This is a genomic window from uncultured Nostoc sp., from assembly GCF_964245575.1.
In the GTDB taxonomy this organism is placed as follows: domain Bacteria; phylum Cyanobacteriota; class Cyanobacteriia; order Cyanobacteriales; family Nostocaceae; genus Nostoc.
In genome coordinates, this window is the sequence record NZ_CAXTNP010000512.1 from 1 (window position 1) to 2,655 (window position 2,655).

Annotated in this window: 4 protein-coding genes and 1 pseudogene; 1 reads left to right on the plus strand and 4 read right to left on the minus strand. The window is 44.9% G+C overall.

What is annotated here, in order from left to right; all coding sequences use genetic code 11:
- On the minus strand, positions 1-376 hold a 376-nt coding region (locus ACFFAP_RS37805), incomplete at its 3' end, for a leucine-rich repeat domain-containing protein (RefSeq protein WP_375516000.1).
- Between the two features lie 115 nt (positions 377-491).
- Here ACFFAP_RS37805 and ACFFAP_RS37810 point away from each other — a divergent pair.
- Positions 492-587 (plus strand): annotated as a pseudogene (locus tag ACFFAP_RS37810) (DNA-binding response regulator); the annotation flags it as partial.
- On the opposite strand, the gene ACFFAP_RS37815 reads toward ACFFAP_RS37810, so the two are convergent.
- From ACFFAP_RS37815 to ACFFAP_RS37825, 3 genes are read right to left on the minus strand one after another with little or no spacing between them, the layout of a single operon-like run.
- Positions 556-768 carry a hypothetical protein gene (locus tag ACFFAP_RS37815; protein ID WP_375516001.1) on the minus strand — a complete coding sequence of 71 codons (213 nt, stop codon included), beginning with the start codon at positions 766-768 and terminating at the stop codon, positions 556-558. The pseudogene ACFFAP_RS37810 and the gene ACFFAP_RS37815 overlap by 32 nt on opposite strands.
- Positions 752-1,636, minus strand: a complete 885-nt coding sequence (locus ACFFAP_RS37820) for a carbohydrate ABC transporter permease (RefSeq protein WP_375516002.1) — start codon at positions 1,634-1,636, stop codon at positions 752-754. The genes ACFFAP_RS37815 and ACFFAP_RS37820 overlap by 17 nt, the downstream gene beginning before the upstream one ends.
- 3 nt (positions 1,637-1,639) lie before the next feature.
- Complete coding sequence (locus ACFFAP_RS37825) at positions 1,640-2,551, minus strand: carbohydrate ABC transporter permease (protein ID WP_375516003.1); 912 nt, start codon at positions 2,549-2,551, stop codon at positions 1,640-1,642.
- Positions 2,552-2,655 lie beyond the last annotated feature (104 nt).

Sequence of the window (2,655 nt, forward strand, 5' to 3'; positions counted from 1 at the left end):
TTAAATTAGCGATCGCATCAGGTATTTCAGTTAGCTCTACTCGAATTAAGATAAGTTCCTCTAAATGTAGTATTTGCGTTACCACATCGGGAATGTTCTCTAAAGGATTGCCACTAATATCCAACTTACGCAAATTAGGCAAACCCAATAGTTCGAGTGGAAGCGTTTTTAAATTGTTGCCTGAAACCTTCTGGAGATAGCGGTTTCCTACTTCTTCATAACCTTCAACCTTCTTTCCCAAAATCAAAGACTCAAGCTGCTTCAACTTACCAATTTCCCCAGGTAACTCAGTCAACTCTTGCCCGGACAAGTCTAACTCTCGCCAACCCTCAGCTACGGCGCGATCTATCAGTACCAATAACTCATCCTGCGTCATAATTCCAAGGATAAAGGTAAAAGGAAAGAAGATTGATGAAGATTATCTTAACTGATTAGGGAAAAATGCTAGACCATCATTTTTTAGCGATCGCGCATTCAGATTTTGTGATTAGCGATCGCGCCAATTAACTCTACCTGTATTGATGCTAACGGCTAAAGACCGAATGGAAGAAAAGATTATTGGTCTAGATAGCGGTGCGGACGATTATTTTGATCGCTTCTACCGAGTCGATAGCGATGCCTACGGTGGTCACTGAGCGCAGCCGAAGTGCGGGCTGCGCCTACGCGATCGCACCTCTGGCGGTTCGGGATTGGGATTAGCCATTGCCCAAGCGATCGCGTAGGCGCATAAAGGCAATATTCACGTTCAAAGTCATCCTTTGACAGCACCAGCAGTAAGACCTTGGACAATCCGGCGCTGGAAAAACAAAACTAGTAAAATCAGGGGTAACGTCCCCACAACAGTTGCAGCAGCGATCGGGCCGTAGGGAATTTCATATATTGTCGCACCACCCAACTGAGCAGCAGCAACGGGAATTGTCTTCAACTCTTCACGAGTCATAAACGTTAGAGCGAAGATAAACTCGTTCCAAGCAAAAATAAAGGTGAGGATTCCAGTAGTCACCAAGGCGGGAAGGGTCATGGGCAGCACGATTTGCCACAATAGTTGAAAGGTGTTGTAGCCATCGACCCTAGCAGAATCTTCCAAATCTTTTGGCAATTGTTCAAAAAAGCTTTTAAGTACTAAAATTGTTAGCGGCAAATTGATGGCAGTATAGGGTATAATCAGCGCCAGATAATTGTTGCCGAGTTTAAGCGCCTGGATAATTTCTAACAGTCCTAAGAACAACAGAATTCCAGGAAATAAGGTAACAATTAGAACGCTGGCGAGGATAACTCGTTCACCCCAAGGGCGTAACCGTGCGAGGGCATAAGCCGCAGGTGCGCCGATCGCTAAAGATACAGCTGTGGAAGTAATCGATACAAAGGCACTGTTGAAGATGTAGCGCCAAAATGGACGACGGGTGAATAACTCAATGTAGTGATTGAAAGTGAATCGTGTGGGGAAATAGACAGTAGGAACGGCGGCAATATCCTCATTCACTTTAAAGGAGGTCAGCAATTGCCATAAGGCTGGCGCTAGGCTGAATATCACCACTAATGCAACTATTATGGGCAGCAAGATTTTTTTAAGAGAAAACTTGGTTCCCCCTGTTGGTCTTGTAGTCGTTGGATCTGCTTGGGGAGTTACACTCATGAGTTAAATGGCTCCTGATGTTTTGGCACGGTATTTGTTAAGCAAGAAACTAGCGATCGCCACCGCCGCAATCAATATTAAAAATGTCACTACTACAAGGGCTGCTCCATAACCAAAATCTAAGTAGCGCATCACCGTAGAGTAAATGTACAATGACACCACTTCCGTAGCGCCACCAGGGCCACCTCCAGTCATCACAGCAATCAAGTCGAAAATCCCAAAAGCTTGAGCAAACCGAAATAGCACTGCAATTAAGATTTGCGGCAGCAGTAATGGCAGGGTAATATTGCGGAAACTTTGCCAAGCAGTTGCCCCATCGACTGAGTAAGCTTCATAGAGGTCTTTTGATATCGACTGCAACCCAGCTAGCAACAGGATACTGATAAACGGCGTAGTTTTCCAAACATCAGCAAAAACCACTGCGATCATCGCCAGTGTTGGATCTCCTAACCAATTAATCCCAGTCTTAATCAGCCCCAACCGCAGCAGAATATCGTTCACAACCCCAAACTGGTCGTTAAAAATCCAAGACCACGCCAGACCAATCAAAGCAGTAGGCAAAGCCCAAGGGATAATTGCAGTTGTACGCACTATGCCCCGCCCAAAAAACGCCTGGTTGAGAACTAGAGCAATCCCCAGTCCTAGCAGTAGTTCTGAGATTACGGATGCTGTTGTGAACACGGTTGTCGCCCACAAACTCTGCCAAAAACGACCATCCCCCGCCATCCGCACATAATTCTCCAAACCAGAGAATATAGGTTGTAGCTCTGTTGCCAAATTTTTAGTAAATACGCTTAACCAAAATGCTCGTAAAATCGGGTAGGCAAATACAAACAATAGCAGCAGTAATGCAGGTGTTAGTAAGATCCAGGCTGTTTGTTGTTCCCGACTTCTGAGTGTATGTAAATTTGTCATTTGTTATAAGGGATTGGGGACTTGTACTGAGCGAAGCCGAAGTATTGGGGTTTTTGAACTCCATTAATGAGTCTTTGAACTCCATTAATGAGTCTTTGAACTCC